The sequence below is a fragment of the Phytobacter sp. RSE-02 genome, from assembly GCF_040578655.1.
GTDB classification, from domain to species: Bacteria; Pseudomonadota; Gammaproteobacteria; order Enterobacterales; family Enterobacteriaceae; genus Phytobacter; species Phytobacter diazotrophicus.
In genome coordinates this window covers 128240-144879 of sequence record NZ_JBEULY010000007.1, presented here as the reverse complement: position 1 = coordinate 144879, position 16640 = coordinate 128240, and the positions used below count along the sequence as shown (strand labels likewise).

Here is a 16640-nt window from a genome sequence, read left to right as displayed (position 1 = left end):
CTCGAGTTAGTGTCATGCGCGTTGCCGATTTTTCCTTTGAATTACCAGAATCCCTGATTGCCCATTATCCGCAGCCTGAGCGCAGCAGTTGCCGCTTGCTGTCGCTGGACGGGCCGACAGGCGCGCTTGCGCACGGTACGTTCACGGATTTACTCGACAAACTGAATCCTGGCGACCTGTTGGTTTTCAATAATACCCGCGTGATCCCGGCGCGCCTGTTCGGGCGCAAAGCCAGCGGCGGTAAGATTGAAGTGCTGGTTGAGCGTATGCTCGACGATAAGCGCATTCTGGCGCATATCCGTGCCTCTAAAGCACCGAAACCGGGGGCGGAACTGTTGCTGGGCGATGACGAGAGCATCCATGCCACCATGGTGGCCCGTCATGATGCGCTGTTCGAAGTGGAATTTAACGACGAACGTCCGGTGCTTGATATTCTTAACGCCATCGGCCATATGCCGCTGCCGCCTTATATTGACCGTCCTGACGAAGACGCCGACCGTGAGCTTTACCAGACGGTCTATAGCCAGAAGCCGGGTGCGGTTGCGGCGCCCACTGCCGGTCTGCATTTTGATGAACCGCTGCTGGCGCGTTTGCGCGAGAAGGGTATTGAGATGGCATTCGTTACGCTGCACGTCGGGGCGGGAACCTTCCAGCCGGTGCGCGTGGACAGCATCGAAGACCATATTATGCACTCTGAGTACGCCGAAGTGCCGCAGGAGGTCGTCGATGCGGTGCTGGCGGCCAAAGCGCGTGGCAATCGTGTTATCGCCGTGGGGACCACCTCCGTGCGTTCGCTGGAGAGCGCGGCGCAGGCGGCGAAAAATGCATTGATCGAGCCCTTCTTTGGCGATACGCAAATCTTTATTTTTCCGGGCTATCAGTATCAGGTTATCGATGCGCTGGTGACCAATTTCCACCTGCCGGAATCGACCCTGATTATGCTCGTTTCAGCTTTCGCTGGTTATAAGCACACCATGCACGCCTACCAGGAAGCGGTTGCGCACAAATATCGCTTTTTTAGTTACGGTGATGCGATGTTTATCACGTACAATCCGCAGGCAATTAATGAACGTCCGGGTGAGTGATCTCCCCTGACCGTCGTAGCCCGGCTAAGCGATAGCGCCAGCCGGGGCACTATTAGCACTCTGGCGTGATGCCGGGGTGAATTTTTAACCATCAGACTGTCTCTCTGATGCAGGAGAAATGAAGTGAAATTTGAACTGGATACCACCGATGGTCGCGCACGCCGCGGCCGTCTGGTGTTTGATCGTGGCGTAGTGGAAACGCCTGCATTTATGCCTGTCGGCACCTACGGCACCGTTAAGGGGATGACGCCGGAAGAAGTGGAAGCCACTGGCGCGCAGATTATCCTCGGCAATACCTTCCACCTGTGGTTGCGTCCGGGTCAGGAAATCATGAAATTGCACGGCGACCTGCATGACTTTATGCAGTGGAAAGGGCCGATCCTGACCGATTCCGGCGGCTTCCAGGTCTTTAGCCTGGGTGACATTCGTAAGATCACCGAGAAAGGCGTTCACTTCCGTAACCCAATTAACGGCGATCCGATCTTCCTCGATCCTGAAAAATCCATGGAAATTCAGTACGATCTCGGCTCCGATATCGTCATGATTTTCGATGAATGTACGCCGTACCCGGCAGACTGGGACTACGCCAAACGCTCAATGGAGATGTCGTTGCGCTGGGCAAAACGCAGCCGTGACCGTTTCGACTCGCTGGAAAACCCGAATGCGCTGTTTGGCATCATTCAGGGGAGCGTTTACGAAGATTTACGCGATATCTCTGTGAAAGGTCTGGTAGAGATTGGCTTTGATGGCTACGCTGTCGGCGGTCTCGCTGTGGGTGAACCAAAAGCGGACATGCACCGTATTCTGGAACATGTTTGCCCGCAAATACCAGCGGATAAACCACGTTATCTGATGGGCGTGGGTAAACCAGAAGATTTGGTAGAAGGCGTTCGTCGCGGCATCGATATGTTTGACTGTGTTATGCCAACACGTAATGCCCGCAATGGTCATCTGTTTGTGACCAACGGCGTGGTGAAAATCCGTAACGCGAAATATAAGAGCGATACGGGTTCACTCGACCCTGAGTGTGATTGCTACACCTGTCGCAATTATTCCCTCGCTTACTTGCATCATCTCGATCGTTGCAACGAAATATTGGGCGCGCGACTCAATACCATTCATAACCTGCGTTATTACCAGCGCTTGATGGCGGGTTTACGTAAGGCTATTGAAGAGGGTAAATTAGAGAGCTTCGTGACCGATTTTTACCAACGTCAGGGGCGAGATGTTCCGCCTTTGAATGTTGCTTAATTTTAATAATGAGGGAATTTGAATGAGCTTTTTTATTTCTGATGCGGTAGCAGCAACAGGCGGCGCGGCAGGTGGCAGCCAGAGCCCGATGTCTCTGATCCTGATGTTGGCGGTGTTTGGTCTGATTTTTTACTTCATGATCCTTCGCCCACAGCAGAAACGCACCAAAGAACATAAAAATCTGATGAACTCCATCGCGAAAGGTGATGAAGTGCTGACCAACGGTGGTCTGGTTGGTCGCGTAACCAAAGTAGCGGAAACTGGCTACATTGCTATCGCGCTGAACGATACCACCGAAGTGGTTATCAAACGTGACTTCGTAGCTGCCGTTCTGCCGAAAGGCACCATGAAGGCGCTGTAATTTCTTGTTTTCCCAAAGGGAACTGCCGTGTTAAACCGTTATCCTTTGTGGAAGTACATTATGCTGGTCGTCGTCATTGCCGTCGGCCTGCTCTACGCACTTCCCAACCTGTATGGTGAGGATCCGGCTGTTCAGATCACTGGTGCGCGCGGTGTCGCCGCCAGTGAGCAAACGCTGATCCAGGTCCAGAAAACTCTACAAGAAGAAAAAATCGACGCGAAGTCTGTGGCACTGGAAAACGGCGCTATTCTCGCTCGCTTTGACAGCACTGACGTTCAGTTACGCGCGCGTGAAGCGCTGGTGTCTGAGCTGGGTGACCAGTTTGTCGTGGCGCTTAACCTTGCTCCGGCCACCCCACGCTGGCTGAGCGCAGTCAATGCCGAACCCATGAAACTGGGTCTCGACCTGCGTGGCGGCGTGCACTTCCTGATGGAAGTGGACATGGACACCGCGCTTGGCAAACTCCAGGAACAGAATATCGACAGCCTGCGTAGCGATCTGCGCGATAAAGGCATTCCTTACACCACTGTGCGTAAGGAAGATAACTATGGCCTGAGCATTCTCTTCCGCGATGCCAGCGCACGTGACCAGGCGGTCACTTATCTGACCCAACGTCACCGTGATCTTGTTATCACCAGCCAGGGCGACAATGCGCTGCGTGCGGTGATGTCCGACGCGCGTCTGAGCGAAGCCCGCGAATACGCGGTGCAGCAAAACATTAATATCCTGCGTAACCGTGTGAACCAACTCGGCGTCGCTGAGCCGCTGGTACAGCGTCAGGGTTCAGACCGTATTGTGGTTGAGTTGCCGGGTATTCAGGATACGGCGCGTGCAAAAGAGATTCTGGGTGCAACGGCGACGCTGGAATTCCGTCTGGTAAACAGCAATGTTGATCAGGCTGCTGCTGCCGCAGGCCGCGTTCCGGGTGATTCCGAAGTGAAGCAGACCCGTGAAGGTAACCCGGTTGTGTTGTACAAACGGGTGATTCTGACCGGTGACCATATCACGGACTCCACGTCCAGCCAGGATGAGTACAACCAGCCACAGGTGAACATTTCCCTGGATAGCGCTGGCGGTAACATCATGTCTAACTTCACTAAGGATAACATCGGCAAACCGATGGCGACCCTGTTCGTGGAGTACAAAGACAGCGGTAAGAAAGACGCGAATGGCCGCGCTATTCTGGTGAAAGAGGAAGAGGTGATTAACATCGCCAATATCCAGTCTCGTCTGGGTAACAGCTTCCGTATCACTGGTATCAGTAACCCGACCGAAGCGCGTCAGCTCTCTCTGCTGCTGCGTGCCGGTGCGCTGATTGCGCCGATTCAGATTGTTGAAGAACGTACCATTGGTCCAACACTGGGGATGCAGAACATCACTCAGGGGCTGGAAGCCTGTCTGGCAGGTCTGGTGGTCTCCATCATCTTCATGATCTTCTTCTATAAGAAGTTTGGTCTGATCGCGACGAGCGCACTGATTGCCAACCTGGTACTGATTGTCGGCATTATGTCCCTGCTGCCAGGGGCGACGCTCACCATGCCGGGTATTGCGGGTATCGTGTTAACCCTTGCGGTCGCGGTCGATGCTAACGTACTGATAAACGAACGTATCAAAGAAGAGTTGAGTAACGGTCGTTCGGTGCAGCAAGCCATTGATGAAGGTTATAAAGGCGCGTTCAGTTCCATCTTCGATGCGAACGTCACCACGCTGATTAAAGTCCTGATCCTGTACGCAGTGGGTACGGGCGCCATCAAAGGCTTTGCCATTACAACCGGTATCGGTGTGGCAACGTCGATGTTTACTGCCATTGTCGGCACCCGTGCCATCGTGAACCTGCTGTACGGCGGCAAGCGCGTTAAAAAGCTGTCTATCTGAGGAGTGCGTTGTGGCACAGGAATACACTGTTGAACAATTGAACTACGGCCGTAAAGTCTGGGACTTTATGCGCTGGGATTACTGGGCGTTCGGCATCTCAGGTCTGCTGTTAATCATCTCTATCGCTATCATTGGCGTGCGCGGGTTTAACTGGGGTCTGGATTTTACCGGCGGTACGGTTATCGAAATCACGCTGGAAAAACCAGTGGATATGGACCAGATGCGTGAAGCACTGCAGAAGTCGGGCTTTGAAGAGCCGCTGCTGCAAAACTTCGGCAGTAGCCGTGACATCATGGTACGTATGCCGCCTGTACACGGGGAAACCGGTGGTCAGGAGCTGGGCAGCAAAGTCGTTAAAGTCATTAACGAAACCAGCAGCCAGAATGCAACGGTTAAACGTATTGAGTTTGTTGGCCCGAGCGTGGGTGCAGACCTTGCGCAAACCGGTGCTATGGCGCTGATGGTGGCGCTGATTTGTATCCTTGTTTACGTCGGATTCCGCTTTGAGTGGCGTCTGGCTGCAGGGGTGGTTATCGCGCTGGCGCACGACGTGGTGATTACCATGGGGGTGCTGTCGCTGTTCCATATCGAGGTTGACCTGACTATCGTGGCATCGCTGATGTCTGTTATCGGTTACTCGCTCAACGACAGTATCGTGGTGTCTGACCGTATTCGTGAAAACTTCCGTAAAATTCGTCGCGGAACGCCTTACGAAATCTTTAACGTGTCGCTGACCCAGACGCTGCATCGTACGTTGATCACCTCCGGGACAACCTTAGTCGTGATTCTGATGCTGTATCTGTTTGGTGGTCCAATTCTGGCGGGCTTCTCCCTGACCATGCTTATTGGTGTCACCATTGGTACGGCGTCCTCGATTTACGTGGCCTCTGCGCTGGCGCTGAAACTGGGCATGAAACGCGAGCATCTGATTCAGCAGAAAGTGGAAAAAGAAGGGGCGGATCAGCCGTCAATTCTGCCGTAATCCGGCTCTCCGCTTAAAAAAACCGCAGCCGCAAACTGCGGTTTTTTTATGGTTGATGCGGCTGCGTTACGTCGACGAGGACTTTCTCCGTCCAGAAGCGGGAATATTGATAAAAATACTGCCGCGCGCGAAACTGACGCTAATCCGATATTTATCCAGGTACTGACATATATGGCGATTATCCCTAAAAACTATACGCGGCTGGAAAGCGGCTACCGTGAAAAAGCATTAAAACTGTTTCCATGGGTGTGCGGGCGCTGTTCGCGGGAGTTTGTTTATTCGAACCTGCGTGAACTCACCGTTCACCATATCGATCACGATCATACCAATAACCCCGAAGACGGCAGTAACTGGGAATTGCTTTGCCTGTTCTGCCACGATCATGAGCATTCGAAATATACCGAAGCGGACCAGTACGGTTCGACGGTTGTTGCAGGTGAGGATGCGCAAAAGGATATTGGTGAGGCGACCTATAATCCGTTCGCCGACCTGAAAGCGATGCTCAACAAGAAAAAATAAAACAAAAGTGAAAACCACGGATGGTTTTCTGACGAACAAGGATGTCTGCTATGAGTAAACCTCACTATTTTGCATTCCGCTTTCGCGGTTTTGCCGTGGGTAACGATCCCGAAAGCGGCTATCTGCGCCTCATTACCCGCCATCACACTTTTTATACCGATAAGCGCTTTTTCAACGATGATTCAGGCTTTGACCAGCTTCAGCCAGACAGTCGAATCTACCTTGGAACCCACCGTTTAAAAGATGGTAGTTACTGGATTGACTGGATAACTGATGGCACGACGACGCTTGAGATCGCTCACGCACGTCCCGCGTTATTTCTTCCGCTTAGCCGCCTGCTAACAGGAATTCCGGCTTTTTTTATCTCTGGCTCAATGATGTTTAGCTGGGGATTTGCTTTTCTTATGCCGCTGCTGTTTCTGTCCGTCACAATGATGCTGCTAACCTGGGGACTGGCGGACCTTCATGCGGTCTGTTTGCGCTTTTCCCCACGGGTTCGTGACCTTCTGGCAAAGCTTGAGCAGGCAAAGCGGGGTGATACCTCCTTTTGCGAAGATATTGGTCGGGCGCTGTTAAACCCGCCGTATCCCGATTCGATGCCGGAAGGCTTCTCTGACGTTGGCCCAACGTTGAGTGAAATAAAACAGACGGTCTCGGCTGTCAGAAGCGGGGAGTGGAAATCGTATGTTGCCGACAATTCCGGTGCGGCGCTGGTATATGTATGTCAGGGGCGAGGGTTATCGCTGTCATGGCGGATGGGAGATCCGGCGCTGCGCAGCCAGATCGATAAAATTTTGCCTTTTTTCTACCGGACCCACGCGCCTTTTATCAGTCAGGGCGATCATGTTCTGACCATTTTCAACCACCATTCAAATAAAGCGATTGGCGTCTATAACTTTACCGATGGCGGCTGCTACATCGCCAACGGCAACTGGTATCGCAGTGACCAAAGCATGGCGGCATTTTATCGGGGGATGTTGTTTATCTTCGCCCCATGCATGATGGCGCTGATGATGCTTTTTAGCGCGGGCTTTGCATTGAGCGCGGGCGACGTATGGCGCTGGCATGCAGTTTGCGGGGCACTGAAAAGTATGTTTTCCGTCCTCTGCATCCTCTGTGGCGCACTGCTTGGGGGAAGCGACCTGGCTATTCAACTGACACGCTTATGCTCATCTCGGGTCAGCGACTGGCTACGCCTGCGCAGGCGGCTTGAAAAATTGCGTCAGGAACAGCAGCACCCACCTTACATTCAGGAGATTTGCTAATGTTCGCTACCTTTCCCCGGCGCTGCCTGTGCGTGGCGCTTTTGTTGGCGCTCGGTTACTGGCTGAGCCCGTTTACTGTTTGAAAATAAAAAGGCACCGACGCAAATCGCGTTCGGTGCCTGATTTTAAGCCCAAAAGCGCTTAGAAGTTGTAACCCACAACCAGGTATCCACCCCAACCCGTAGAGCGTACGTTCTCTTTCATCCAGACCAGGTCGGCATCATTATTCCACTGACCACCATTGTGCCAGTAACGCGCAACAGCAGAGTAGTGCCAGTGATCGTAGCTCAGAGACAGGATGTGGCTGGACGCGATAGAGTTGTTGGTGCGCTGCTTGATGCCGTTTTCAGCATACGCACTCTTATCGCCCAGATCTGAACCCCAGTCAAAGTTGGTGAAACCGATATAGCTCAGGTTGCCGCCCCACAGGGAGGTGATCGGCACAAAGTATTTCACTTTGAAACGGTAGCCGTCCCAGTCGTTCTGGTTTTCTGCACCGTAGTTCTGCCACTGGTATTTCGCGTACACGTTCAGAGACAGGCTCATCGGCAGACCGGTATCGATGTCAGTACCCAGACCCATGTACCAGGTGCTCTGGCGGCCGGATGCGTTGCGACCCATGTCGTAGATGTAGTTGTTCGCGAAGTACCACTCTTTGAACGGGCCAAAGCTCAGGTCGGTACCGGTCAGCTTATCAATCGAGAAGCGCGGTTCGATTTCCATGAACAACGGAGAGCCGTGGTTCCAGATACCTTTTGCGTCGGTGTTACCACCGAAGAAGACGGGGGCATCGGCATAGCCATAAAAATCGAACCAGTCTTTTTTAGCAAATGCTTCATATTCCAGATAGGTATCGTTACGAATCTGCGGTCCGAAGCGGGTGTGATAGCTGCCTACCACGTTAACGCTCTGGTGCCACCAGTCAGACACGTATTCCGGTTTGCTGTTATCCGCTGCATTCACGGAGAAAGAGGTCGTAAAAGCCAGTGCAGCGCCGGCTGCGAGTAATGTTTTCTTCATAATTATGCCACTGATAAGAGATCCCTTACGGGAATGAAAGAATGCACGCATTGCGTTTCTAAATATTTCATGTTTCTGCGGACTTATTATAAGTATCCTTGCTCACAAAAATATGTGTTGTTTCACATTAATGAAACACACGTAATCGATTGCGTTCACGTTTGCGCGTATTAAGCAGCGGGGATTGTACTGATGATCATCATTGTTGCCAATAAATGACACCCACCAGATTCTCATCCGGTGGGTGTTCAGACGTAACAAAGTGTGAATAAGAGCGACGGCGTCGCCGGGAAAAATTATTGCGGAGTGGCGGGCTGAATATCGTGGATGCGAACGAAACCTAACTGATCCGGCGTGATGCCATTGAGTTGTAGCGCGACGTCAACATCACTTGGCGCGAGCGTACTGGCCGGAGCACTAATGAGCTGGTTTTGCACATTAACTTCCTGGAAGTTCTGCGTGGTGCCCTGAATTTGTCCCCACTCAACGGTGCCGCTGAATGCCGGGAGTGGATCGTTAGACTCCCCCTGAATTCGCAGCGTGGCCCGCGTGCCGTTCGCATTTGGCGTGATGTCTTTCAGCGTCATACGTAGCATACCGATCTGGCTGTTCAGCCGGGCAGGGGTGTTGGAACCAGGCAGCAGATAGACGCCGTTGCTGGATTTCGCATTCAGCGCGTTTTGCTGGGTAATTTTCACTGTCTCTTTGTTCAATTTGGCCATTTCATTGTTCAGGGTGCTGACATCCTGATGCAACTGGCGGACCTCGCTTTGCTGTGCACAGGCGCTAAGGGCGAAAACGCTTCCCAGTAACAGGGATCTTAGGTAACGTCTTGTCATTCTGTCTGTTTCCTTGAAGATGAGGATGTTCTTTATGGTAGATCGCAACGGCTGCGTTGCCATCGATCCATTGTCTCAAAATCGGCTCGTCTTTGTTGTCATGCCAGTTCAGGGTAAAATAGATTTCAGTTAACTCACTCGCCAGGACGTCGTATGCATTGCCCATTCTGTTTCGCCGTGGATACCAAAGTAATTGATTCTCGCCTTGTCGGTGAAGGTTCCTCTGTTCGCCGCCGCCGCCAGTGTCTGGTATGTAATGAACGTTTCACCACGTTCGAAGTGGCTGAGCTTGTCATGCCGCGCGTTGTAAAAAGCAATGAAGTTCGCGAACCGTTTAACGAAGATAAGCTACGCAGCGGCATGTTAAAAGCGCTGGAAAAACGCCCGGTGAGCTCTGATGACGTTGAGATGGCGTTAAATCACATCAAGTCACAATTACGTGCTACCGGTGAGCGAGAAATTCCCAGCAAAATGATCGGCAATCTGGTCATGGAACAATTGAAAAAGCTCGATAAAGTTGCCTATATCCGTTTTGCGTCGGTATATCGCAGTTTCGAGGATATCAAAGAGTTCGGCGAAGAGATCGCCCGTTTACAGGACTGATCATGCACGACGAAATGTACATGGCGCGCGCGCTTAAGCTCGCGCAACGCGGGCGTTTCACCACTCATCCGAACCCGAATGTCGGCTGTGTGATTGTGAATAACGGCGAAATCGTCGGCGAAGGCTTCCACTATCGTGCGGGTGAACCGCACGCTGAGGTACATGCATTGCGTATGGCGGGTGAGCGCGCACGGGGTGCTACCGCGTATGTGACGCTTGAGCCGTGCAGCCATCATGGGCGTACACCGCCGTGCTGTGAAGCACTCATTGCCGCTGGTGTCGCTCGCGTTGTGGCGGCCATGCAGGATCCGAATCCGCAGGTTGCGGGGCGGGGGTTGTACCGTCTGCAGCAGGAGGGCATCGAGGTCAGTCATGGTCTGATGATGTCAGAAGCCGAAGCGCTGAATAAAGGTTTTTTAAAACGCATGCGTACCGGTTTCCCCTGGATCCAGCTTAAACTTGGCGCATCCCTTGATGGCCGTACCGCGATGGCCAGCGGCGAGAGCCAGTGGATCACGTCGCCGCAGGCGCGACGCGACGTACAGCGTTTACGCGCCCAGAGCCACGCGATTTTAACCAGTAGCGCGACGGTACTGGCGGATGACCCCAAACTGACCGTCCGCTGGGACGAGCTGAGCCCGGACGTACAGCAACTTTATCCGCAGGAAAACCTGCGCCAGCCGGTGCGTATTGTCGTGGACAGCCAGCATCGTGTGACGCCTGAGCATGCCATCGTTCAGCAGCCGGGAGAGACCTGGTTTGCGCGGACACGCCACGATAGCCGAGCCTGGCCTGAATCAGTACGTGAGATCCTCGTGCCGGAACACCGTGGTCATGCAGACCTGGTCACGCTGATGATGATGCTGGGCAAACAGCAGATCAACAGCATTTGGGTAGAAGCAGGGGCTAACCTTGCGGGCGCGTTGCTGCAGGCGGGGCTGGTCGATGAACTGATTGTCTATCTTGCGCCGAAACTGTTGGGCGCGGATGCTCGGGGGCTGTGCGTGCTGCCAGGGCTGGAAGCGCTGGCCGATGCACCCTCTTTTAAATTCAATGAGATACGTCAGGTTGGGCCAGACGTCTGCCTGCATCTTACCCACGCGTAGCCTCTGCTGTAAAAGGGAGGCAGCGCGTGAAATATTATGATAAAATCCGCCCCCCTGCGGGGTCTGAACTGAACCTGTAAAGGAAGAGTATGAACATTATTGAAGCTAACGTTGCTACCCCGGACGCTCGCGTCGCCATCACCATTGCGCGTTTCAACAACTTTATCAATGACAGCCTGCTGGAAGGTGCGATTGACGCCCTGAAACGCATTGGTCAGGTAAAAGATGACAACATTACCGTTGTTTGGGTGCCAGGCGCGTATGAACTGCCACTGGCGGCTGACGCGCTGGCGAAAACCGGTAAATATGACGCGGTGATTGCGCTGGGTACCGTTATCCGTGGCGGCACCGCGCACTTTGAATATGTGGCTGGCGGTGCAAGCAATGGTCTGGCGCATGTCGCTCAGGACAGTGGGATCCCGGTAGCCTTCGGTGTTCTGACCACTGAAAGTATTGAACAAGCCATCGAACGTGCTGGTACCAAAGCCGGTAACAAAGGTGCAGAAGCTGCACTGACCGCGCTTGAAATGATTAACGTATTGAAAGCCATCAAGGCCTGAATTTTGTAAGGGGAATTCCGTGAAACCTGCTGCTCGTCGCCGCGCCCGTGAGTGTGCCGTCCAGGCGCTTTACTCCTGGCAGTTGTCCCAAAACGACATCGCTGATGTTGAATACCAGTTCCTGGCGGAACAGGACGTAAAAGATGTGGACGTTCTGTACTTCCGTGAACTGTTGACCGGGGTGGCGACTAACAGCGCGTATCTCGACGGCCTGATGAAGCCGTACCTGTCCCGTCTGCTCGAAGAGCTGGGCCAGGTTGAAAAAGCGGTGCTGCGCATTGCTCTGTTCGAATTGTCTAAACGTGATGATGTCCCGTACAAAGTTGCGATTAACGAAGCTATCGAACTGGCGAAAACCTTCGGCGCAGAAGACAGCCACAAATTTGTAAATGGCGTGCTCGACAAAGCAGCCCCCGCGATCCGTCCCCACAAAAAATGATCCGTAAGCCGGAGCCGGGCGTTGCTTTGACACGCCCGATCCGGCTTTTTCTTTTCTTTGCTGAGGCATAACGTATGGCATGCGGCGAATTTTCCCTGATTGCCCGTTATTTTGACCGTGTAACAAGCTCGCGCCGTGACGTCGATACCGGCATTGGCGACGACTGTGCACTGCTCAACGTACCCGAAAAGCAGACGCTGGCAATCAGCACTGACACGCTGGTGTCAGGCATCCATTTTCTTCCTGATATCGAACCGGCTGACCTGGCATATAAAGCCCTGGCGGTGAACATTAGCGATCTGGCGGCCATGGGGGCTGATCCGGCATGGCTAACGCTGGCGCTGACCCTGCCGAATGTCGATGAAGACTGGCTTAAAGCGTTTAGCGATAGCCTGTTCGAGCAACTCAATTACTACGATATGCAACTCATTGGCGGTGACACAACCCGTGGCCCGTTGTCGATGACGTTGGGTATTCATGGCTATGTTCCCGCCGGGCGCGCTTTAAAACGTAGCGGCGCCAGGCCTGGTGACTGGATTTATGTCACGGGCACACCGGGCGATAGCGCAGCCGGGCTGGCTATTTTGCAAAAGCAGTTACAGGTCGCCGACGCACAAGATGCCAAATATCTGTTGCAGCGCCACCTGCGCCCTGTACCGCGCATTTTGCACGGGCAGGCGATGCGCAATCTGGCAAGCTCGGCTATCGATCTCTCCGATGGGTTGATCTCGGATCTTGGACATATTCTCAAGGCCAGCGGTTGCGGTGCGCGGGTCGATCTCAGTGCGTTACCTTATTCGCAGGCGATGTTGCGTCATGTGGATGAGGAACAGGCTCTGCGCTGGGCGTTGTCAGGCGGTGAAGATTACGAGTTGTGCTTTACCGTGCCGGAAATTAACCGGGGTGCGCTGGAGGTAGCCGTGGGCCATCTGGGTGTGCCTGTGACCTGTATTGGGCAGATGAGCGCGGATGTGGAAGGCCTGAATTTTACCCGTGAAGGTAAAACTGTGACGCTTGACTGGAAAGGATATGACCATTTTGCCGCGCTTTAAAGACATTGCCAAAAGCCGTTTGAAAATGAGCAACCCGTGGCATTTACTGGCTACGGGTTTTGGCAGCGGATTAAGCCCTGTCGTGCCGGGCACAATGGGCTCTCTGGCCTCTATCCCGTTCTGGTATCTGATGACCTTTCTGCCGTGGCAGCTCTATTCGTTGCTGGTGATGCTGGGGATTAGCGTGGGCGTTTATCTCTGCCATCGTACGGCGAAAGATATGGGCGTGCACGATCATGGCAGCATCGTCTGGGATGAATTTATCGGGATGTGGATCACCCTGATGGCACTCCCGACGAATGACTGGCAGTGGGTTGCCGCCGGTTTTGTGATCTTCCGTATTTTCGACATGTGGAAACCGTGGCCGATTCGCTGGTTTGATCGGAATGTGCATGGGGGCATGGGGATCATGGTTGACGATATCGTGGCCGGGATTATCTCCGCAGGCATTTTATATGCGGTGGGTCACTACTGGCCGATTGGTATTCTCTAGCCGTCGCTTTTATCAGCGGTTGCCCGGATGGTAAGGCGTTTAACGCTGCATCCGGGACATTTCAGACCGTTCAAAAAATCACTGACGAATCACTTAAACCCGACCACCGGATGCTGTTTGTAAGGTGTTTCCATTTCGGCGATCTGCTCTGGTTTTAGCGTTAAATCTACCGCCTGTAATAGCTCTTCGAGTTGTTCTTCGCGCGATGCGCCGATAATCGGGGCGGCGATACCGGGTTTGCTCAGCAGCCATGCCAGCGCGACCTGCGCGCGCGTAGCGCCCGTTTCTTCGGCAATGGAGCCAAGACGCTCAGCAATCTGCGCGTCGTTCTCATCGCTTTCGTTGTAGAGTTTTTTCCCTACTTCGTCTGATACGATTCGCGCGGTGGTTTCACCCCAGGGACGAGTCAGGCGACCGCGCGCCAGCGGACTCCACGGGATCACCGCAACCCCCTCTTTATAGCAGAGCGGCAGCATTTCACGCTCTTCTTCACGGTAGATGAGGTTGTAGTGATCCTGCATGGTGACAAAGGGCGCCCAGCCGTGCTGTTTTTGCAATTCCAGCGCCTGTGCGAACTGGTAGGCGTACATGGAGGACGCGCCGATGTAACGGGCTTTCCCGGCTTTTACGACATCATTGAGCGCTTCCAGCGTCTCTTCAATCGGCGTGTTGTAGTCCCAGCGGTGGATTTGCAGTAAATCGACATAGTCCATCCCCAGGCGTTGCAGGCTGTCATCAATGGAGCGCAGAATTTGCGCACGTGAGAGGCCTTCTTTGAGCGTGCCGGATGCATGATAGACCTTGGTGGCTACCACCACGTCTTCACGGCGGGCGAAGTCACGTAGCGCACGGCCCACGATCTCTTCACTGCTGCCATCGGAATAGCTGTTTGCGGTATCAAAGAAGTTAATTCCGCCATTCAGGGCGTGCTGGATAATCAGACGACTGCTCTCTTCCGGCAGCGTCCAGGCGTGGTTGCCACGATCTGGTTCGCCAAAGGTCATGCAGCCAAGGCAAAGGCGGGAAACTTTAAGATCTGTTTTTCCTAACGTGTTGTATTGCATGGGTCCACTCCTGCTTATACTCGTTATATTTCGAGTGACAGGTGCGTTGCCTGCGTCAGCGCGCCCCAGTCACATAGGTGTCTATGCTCCTGGGGGTTTACTGACTTGGTGCCTTCCTGCAACCCGAACTATTTAGAGTAGGATTTAAAACATTACCGTTAAGCATAGCAGGAGCGTCAGGGGAGGTTATGCGAGCCAGCCTGTGATACGTGCTTGAATACCCGCAGCATCCAGCCCCAGTTCGGCACGCGCTTCATCCTGGGTTCCCTGCGGAATGAAGAAGTCCGGCAGGCCGAGGTTCAGGACAGGAATCGGCTTACGCTGCGACATCAATAGCTCGTTCACCCCGCTGCCCGCACCACCGATGATGGCATTTTCTTCCAGCGTAACCAATGCCTCATGCCGTGCCGCCATCTCCAGAATCAGCGCGTTATCAAGCGGTTTAACGAAACGCATATCGACCAGTGTGGCGTTGAGTGCTTCCGCGGCTTTTGCGGCTTCCGGCAATAAGGTGCCGAAGTTAAGGATGGCGATTTTCTCACCTTCGCGCTTCACAACGCCTTTACCTAACGGCAGTTTTTCCAGCGGTTCGAGCGTCACACCAACCGCGTTACCACGCGGGTAACGCACGGCGCTCGGGCCTGCGTTGTGGTGATATCCGGTAAACAGCATCTGGCGGCATTCGTTCTCGTCGCTTGGCGTCATGATAATCATGTCCGGGATACAGCGCAGATAGGAAATATCAAACGCCCCCTGGTGAGTCTGGCCATCAGCACCGACGATCCCTGCGCGATCAATGGCGAACAGCACCGGCAATTTCTGGATAGCGACGTCGTGGATAACCTGATCATAGGCGCGCTGCAGGAAGGTGGAGTAGATAGCGACCACTGGCTTATAACCGCCAATCGCCAGCCCGGCGGCAAAGGTCACCGCGTGCTGTTCAGCGATCGCAACATCGAAATAGCGATCCGGGAATTTGCGGGAAAACTCCACCATGCCTGAACCTTCACGCATCGCGGGGGTAATCGCCATCAACTTGCTGTCTTTTGCCGCCATTTCGCACAGCCAGTCACCGAAAATCTTCGAATAGCTCGGCATGCCGCCACTGCTTTTCGGCAGGGTACCGCTGGTCGGGTCGAATTTCGGTACCGCATGGAAAGTGATTGGGTCTTTCTCGGCGGGCTCATAACCACGGCCTTTCTTGGTCATGATATGCAGGAACTGCGGGCCTTTCAGACCACGCATATTCTTAAGCGTATTGATAAGCCCCAGAACATCGTGGCCGTCAACCGGGCCAATGTAGTTAAAGCCCAACTCTTCAAACAGGGTGCCGGGCACTACCATGCCTTTGATGTGTTCTTCGGTACGCTTGATGAGCTCTTTGATTGGCGGCACGCCGGAAAGCACCTTTTTGCCGCCTTCGCGCAGCGTGGAATAGAGCTTACCGGAAAGTAACTGCGCCAGATGGTTATTCAGCGCGCCGACATTTTCAGAAATCGACATCTCATTGTCGTTCAGCACAACCAGCATATCCGGGCGGATATCGCCCGCATGGTTCATGGCTTCGAATGCCATCCCGGCGGTAATCGCGCCATCGCCAATCACGCAGACGGTGCGGCGCTGTTTGCCCTCTTTCGCGGCGGCAACGGCAACACCAATGCCCGCGCTAATGGATGTGGAGGAGTGACCGACGCTTAACACATCGTACTCGCTCTCACCGCGCCACGGGAAAGGGTGCAGGCCGTTTTTCTGCCGGATAGTACCGATGCGGTCGCGTCGGCCTGTAAGAATCTTGTGCGGATAAGCCTGGTGGCCAACGTCCCAGATTAACTGATCAAATGGCGTGTTATAGACATAATGCAGTGCCACGGTCAGTTCAACCGTGCCAAGCCCGGAGGCGAAGTGTCCGCTGGAGCGGCTCACGCTGTCGAGCAGGTAGCGACGCAGTTCATCGCACAGCTTCGGCAGGCTCTCTTTTGGCAGCGAACGCAATTCCGCAGTGGAATCGACAAGTGCCAGGGTCGGGTATTTGGCTATATCAAAACTCATCAGAGACTCATCGTGTTGCTCGTCATCCATTGGGCGATGTTTTTGCCTTTCGGCAACCCGGACGATTCGGAGCGTAT

At 53.7% G+C, this 16640-nt stretch carries 17 protein-coding genes; 13 read left to right on the top strand and 4 right to left on the bottom strand.

Annotated features, from left to right (window positions below):
• The first annotated feature begins 14 nt into the window (after window positions 1-14).
• The 7 genes from queA to ABU190_RS16265 all read left to right on the top strand — a co-directional run bounded on the left by queA (window position 15) and on the right by ABU190_RS16265 (window position 7338).
• Window positions 15-1085, top strand: coding sequence for a tRNA preQ1(34) S-adenosylmethionine ribosyltransferase-isomerase QueA (queA, locus tag ABU190_RS16295; protein WP_107223661.1), 1071 nt, complete (start codon window positions 15-17; stop codon window positions 1083-1085).
• 123 nt (window positions 1086-1208) lie between these two features.
• Window positions 1209-2336, top strand: a complete 1128-nt coding sequence (gene tgt, locus ABU190_RS16290; RefSeq protein WP_041852534.1) for a tRNA guanosine(34) transglycosylase Tgt — start codon at window positions 1209-1211, stop codon at window positions 2334-2336.
• A gap of 22 nt (window positions 2337-2358) precedes the next feature.
• Window positions 2359-2697: a preprotein translocase subunit YajC gene (gene yajC, locus ABU190_RS16285; RefSeq protein WP_041852533.1), complete on the top strand. Its 339-nt coding sequence runs from the start codon at window positions 2359-2361 to the stop codon at window positions 2695-2697.
• A gap of 27 nt (window positions 2698-2724) precedes the next feature.
• Complete coding sequence (gene secD / locus ABU190_RS16280; RefSeq protein WP_072039800.1) at window positions 2725-4572, top strand: protein translocase subunit SecD; 1848 nt, start codon at window positions 2725-2727, stop codon at window positions 4570-4572.
• A gap of 10 nt (window positions 4573-4582) precedes the next feature.
• Entirely contained in the window at window positions 4583-5554 is a 972-nt protein-coding gene (gene secF / locus ABU190_RS16275; RefSeq protein ID WP_271850707.1) for a protein translocase subunit SecF, read from the top strand.
• 171 nt (window positions 5555-5725) lie between these two features.
• On the top strand, window positions 5726-6073 hold the full coding sequence (gene yajD, locus ABU190_RS16270; protein ID WP_041852530.1) for an HNH nuclease YajD: 348 nt from the start codon (window positions 5726-5728) through the stop codon (window positions 6071-6073).
• Window positions 6074-6123: 50 nt separating this feature from the next.
• Window positions 6124-7338: a hypothetical protein gene (locus tag ABU190_RS16265; protein WP_354691839.1), complete on the top strand. Its 1215-nt coding sequence runs from the start codon at window positions 6124-6126 to the stop codon at window positions 7336-7338.
• A 141-nt stretch (window positions 7339-7479) separates the two neighbouring features.
• On the opposite strand, the gene ABU190_RS16260 is transcribed toward ABU190_RS16265, so the two are convergent.
• Together ABU190_RS16260 and ABU190_RS16255 are read right to left on the bottom strand one after the other, a co-directional pair.
• Entirely contained in the window at window positions 7480-8358 is an 879-nt protein-coding gene (locus ABU190_RS16260; protein WP_041852528.1) for a nucleoside-specific channel-forming protein Tsx, read from the bottom strand.
• A gap of 296 nt (window positions 8359-8654) precedes the next feature.
• Window positions 8655-9197: a DUF3251 domain-containing protein gene (locus tag ABU190_RS16255; RefSeq protein ID WP_296421898.1), complete on the bottom strand. Its 543-nt coding sequence runs from the start codon at window positions 9195-9197 to the stop codon at window positions 8655-8657.
• A 153-nt stretch (window positions 9198-9350) separates the two neighbouring features.
• Here ABU190_RS16255 and nrdR point away from each other — a divergent pair, with 153 nt between their 5' ends.
• The 6 genes from nrdR to pgpA all read left to right on the top strand — a co-directional run bounded on the left by nrdR (window position 9351) and on the right by pgpA (window position 13450).
• Window positions 9351-9800, top strand: coding sequence for a transcriptional regulator NrdR (gene nrdR, locus ABU190_RS16250; RefSeq protein ID WP_041852526.1), 450 nt, complete (start codon window positions 9351-9353; stop codon window positions 9798-9800).
• 2 nt (window positions 9801-9802) lie between these two features.
• Window positions 9803-10906 carry a bifunctional diaminohydroxyphosphoribosylaminopyrimidine deaminase/5-amino-6-(5-phosphoribosylamino)uracil reductase RibD gene (ribD, locus tag ABU190_RS16245; RefSeq protein WP_354691838.1) on the top strand — a complete coding sequence of 368 codons (1104 nt, stop codon included), beginning with the start codon at window positions 9803-9805 and terminating at the stop codon, window positions 10904-10906.
• An 89-nt stretch (window positions 10907-10995) separates the two neighbouring features.
• Window positions 10996-11466, top strand: a complete 471-nt coding sequence (gene ribE / locus ABU190_RS16240) for a 6,7-dimethyl-8-ribityllumazine synthase (protein ID WP_041852524.1) — start codon at window positions 10996-10998, stop codon at window positions 11464-11466.
• A 19-nt stretch (window positions 11467-11485) separates the two neighbouring features.
• Window positions 11486-11905: a transcription antitermination factor NusB gene (gene nusB / locus ABU190_RS16235; protein WP_041852523.1), complete on the top strand. Its 420-nt coding sequence runs from the start codon at window positions 11486-11488 to the stop codon at window positions 11903-11905.
• A gap of 74 nt (window positions 11906-11979) precedes the next feature.
• The gene (gene thiL / locus ABU190_RS16230) at window positions 11980-12957 is read left to right on the top strand and encodes a thiamine-phosphate kinase (RefSeq protein WP_354691837.1); all 978 of its coding nucleotides are present in this window, start codon (window positions 11980-11982) and stop codon (window positions 12955-12957) included.
• Window positions 12935-13450, top strand: coding sequence for a phosphatidylglycerophosphatase A (gene pgpA / locus ABU190_RS16225; protein ID WP_041852521.1), 516 nt, complete (start codon window positions 12935-12937; stop codon window positions 13448-13450). Before thiL ends, pgpA begins: the two co-directional genes overlap by 23 nt.
• Window positions 13451-13539: 89 nt before the next feature.
• Here the strand turns inward: pgpA and ABU190_RS16220 are convergent, their stop codons facing one another.
• Complete coding sequence (locus tag ABU190_RS16220) at window positions 13540-14514, bottom strand: aldo/keto reductase (protein ID WP_354691836.1); 975 nt, start codon at window positions 14512-14514, stop codon at window positions 13540-13542.
• 186 nt (window positions 14515-14700) lie between these two features.
• Window positions 14701-16563 (bottom strand): 1-deoxy-D-xylulose-5-phosphate synthase, encoded by a 1863-nt coding sequence (gene dxs / locus ABU190_RS16215; protein ID WP_296421954.1) that lies wholly within the window; start codon window positions 16561-16563, stop codon window positions 14701-14703.
• Window positions 16564-16640 lie beyond the last annotated feature (77 nt).

Excerpts from the sequence above, each read along its gene's own strand:
- queA (WP_107223661.1), top strand. The coding sequence starts at position 15 with ATGCGCGTTGCCGATTTTTCCTTTGAATTACCAGAATCCCTGATTGCC.
- yajC (WP_041852533.1), top strand. The coding sequence starts at position 2,359 with ATGAGCTTTTTTATTTCTGATGCGGTAGCAGCAACAGGCGGCGCGGCA.
- yajD (WP_041852530.1), top strand. The coding sequence starts at position 5,726 with ATGGCGATTATCCCTAAAAACTATACGCGGCTGGAAAGCGGCTACCGT.
- ABU190_RS16265 (WP_354691839.1), top strand. The coding sequence starts at position 6,124 with ATGAGTAAACCTCACTATTTTGCATTCCGCTTTCGCGGTTTTGCCGTG.
- ABU190_RS16260 (WP_041852528.1), bottom strand. The coding sequence starts at position 8,358 with ATGAAGAAAACATTACTCGCAGCCGGCGCTGCACTGGCTTTTACGACC.
- ABU190_RS16255 (WP_296421898.1), bottom strand. The coding sequence starts at position 9,197 with ATGACAAGACGTTACCTAAGATCCCTGTTACTGGGAAGCGTTTTCGCC.
- nrdR (WP_041852526.1), top strand. The coding sequence starts at position 9,351 with ATGCATTGCCCATTCTGTTTCGCCGTGGATACCAAAGTAATTGATTCT.
- ribD (WP_354691838.1), top strand. The coding sequence starts at position 9,803 with ATGCACGACGAAATGTACATGGCGCGCGCGCTTAAGCTCGCGCAACGC.
- ribE (WP_041852524.1), top strand. The coding sequence starts at position 10,996 with ATGAACATTATTGAAGCTAACGTTGCTACCCCGGACGCTCGCGTCGCC.
- thiL (WP_354691837.1), top strand. The coding sequence starts at position 11,980 with ATGGCATGCGGCGAATTTTCCCTGATTGCCCGTTATTTTGACCGTGTA.
- pgpA (WP_041852521.1), top strand. The coding sequence starts at position 12,935 with ATGACCATTTTGCCGCGCTTTAAAGACATTGCCAAAAGCCGTTTGAAA.
- ABU190_RS16220 (WP_354691836.1), bottom strand. The coding sequence starts at position 14,514 with ATGCAATACAACACGTTAGGAAAAACAGATCTTAAAGTTTCCCGCCTT.
- dxs (WP_296421954.1), bottom strand. The coding sequence starts at position 16,563 with ATGAGTTTTGATATAGCCAAATACCCGACCCTGGCACTTGTCGATTCC.